Here is a 1,648-nt window from a genome sequence, read left to right on the forward strand (position 1 = left end):
GGTAGTGTCAAAAGTTTAATGGAAGATATGTAAAATGAATTTAAGCTTGATAATGGACACCATCAAATAGGAGAGTCGTATAATCCATGATTTTGAGCCACTGATTTGGCATAAGATCATCAGAAGATAGGAAGTCAAGTTCGATAGGTCTTCGATACTTCAAGGATGAATGGCGTCTCAAAAAGTTATAAAAAGTAACGAATAAAGAGATGTAAATATTTGCGTTTCTTAGACTTCCATAGCCGTTGGTACCATGGTAGTTGAACTTATATGTTCGGTTTAATCGTTCTTCCGCCTGTTTAAAAGAGCGCCATGTTCTCGAGGTATCATCACTGTTTTTAACCCCAATGACCTGATATAAATCAAAGTGAATGTCATTGAGTTTAAAGAATACTTGCGCGGCGTTGTAGATAGGATTACCATCAGTGACGATATTGAGTTGTTCTGGTAACACTTTGTACTTACTAAATGTTTCATGAAGCGTGGTCACTGCATTTAAAGTTGTTCTTTGATCGAAGATGCGATAAGAAGTGATGATTTTCTGAGTGGTATCCGAACCAAAGAAAACATAATTAGATTTCCCCATCACCTTGATGTAGGTTTCATCAAAGGTGATGGTGTCAGAAAGCTTGTAAGGGTAAAGAACATTTAAAGATTCAGTGATTGATGCTGCAGCTTCTGCGTAGTTAACGACGGTCTGATGCGTCAATTCGAGTCCGTGAACTTCCTTTAATATCTGGGCCGTCTTTCTGGAGGATAAGCCGTAGTTGATATAGTAAGTCAAGCAGAGTCCTAAAGTATACTTAGAGTGATGAATTTTATCTAAATTAATTTTCGATTGAATACTTAAGCGATGATTATCCTTTAGCGAAGCCATGGTGAAGTTGAATAACCTAAAGTGATACCTTAATTTGTACTGTGTGTCATTGATCATCAGATGGTTGAACTCCCCATCTTTAAGTGCACGTTTGTTTTCAAGATAAAAAGAGCAGCGGTAGTTGTGACAGGTCATGACATCGTAATCCTTGCGGATATGTTGAAGTTCTAACTTGTTCTCGCAGTGCGGACAGTGATGCGTGATCTCCTCGTGATAGGTCTTCTTTAGGGTGAAGGTTTGCTTGCACACCTTACACATGTTTTGAGTCTTGGTGTGCGCATAAATATAGTCATTAGGTGCACCACAATTTAAGCATTCACCCTCATAAGAAAAAGGTTTTTGTCTTCGCACAGGTTTGATTTCCTTTTCCGTGTTACGCAGGATGTCTTCAAAAGAAAGTTGTTTGTAAAAACCCTGTTTAATAATCGGTGGTTCATCAATTTTAAAAGAAGCGTAACCGGTCATTGGTTCCTTGCGTTTGATAGTCGTTTTCTGTTTTAAAGGTTTGATAAGAGGTGTCAAGAGTTGATTGAGTGCTTCCAGTTGAGAAGTCATCAAATCGATTCTTTCTCGTATCTCAGGTGTTAAGAGTCTTTCTTCAAGATCTAAAGGTAAAGAATGATTTAACATCAGGGGTTCTAGATTCGTTGAAATAATATAGATATTGAGTTCTAGACTCTTTAAAGATTGAATGAAATGTGGTAAACTTTGCATAGGTAGTTAATCTCCTTTTATGTGATGTTCGCACATTCATTATAACATGGGATTGAC

Annotated in this window: 1 protein-coding gene; it reads right to left on the reverse strand. The window is 37.4% G+C overall.

The annotated features are described in order from the left end of the window. Nucleotides 1–40 precede the first annotated feature (40 nt). Nucleotides 41–1,591: a DDE-type integrase/transposase/recombinase gene (locus QJ521_RS09600; protein ID WP_282840261.1), complete on the reverse strand. Its 1,551-nt coding sequence runs from the start codon at nucleotides 1,589–1,591 to the stop codon at nucleotides 41–43. Nucleotides 1,592–1,648: the final 57 nt, after the last annotated feature.

The organism is Peloplasma aerotolerans, from assembly GCF_030012175.1.
Classification (GTDB): domain Bacteria; phylum Bacillota_I; class Bacilli_A; order Acholeplasmatales; family Acholeplasmataceae; genus Peloplasma; species Peloplasma aerotolerans.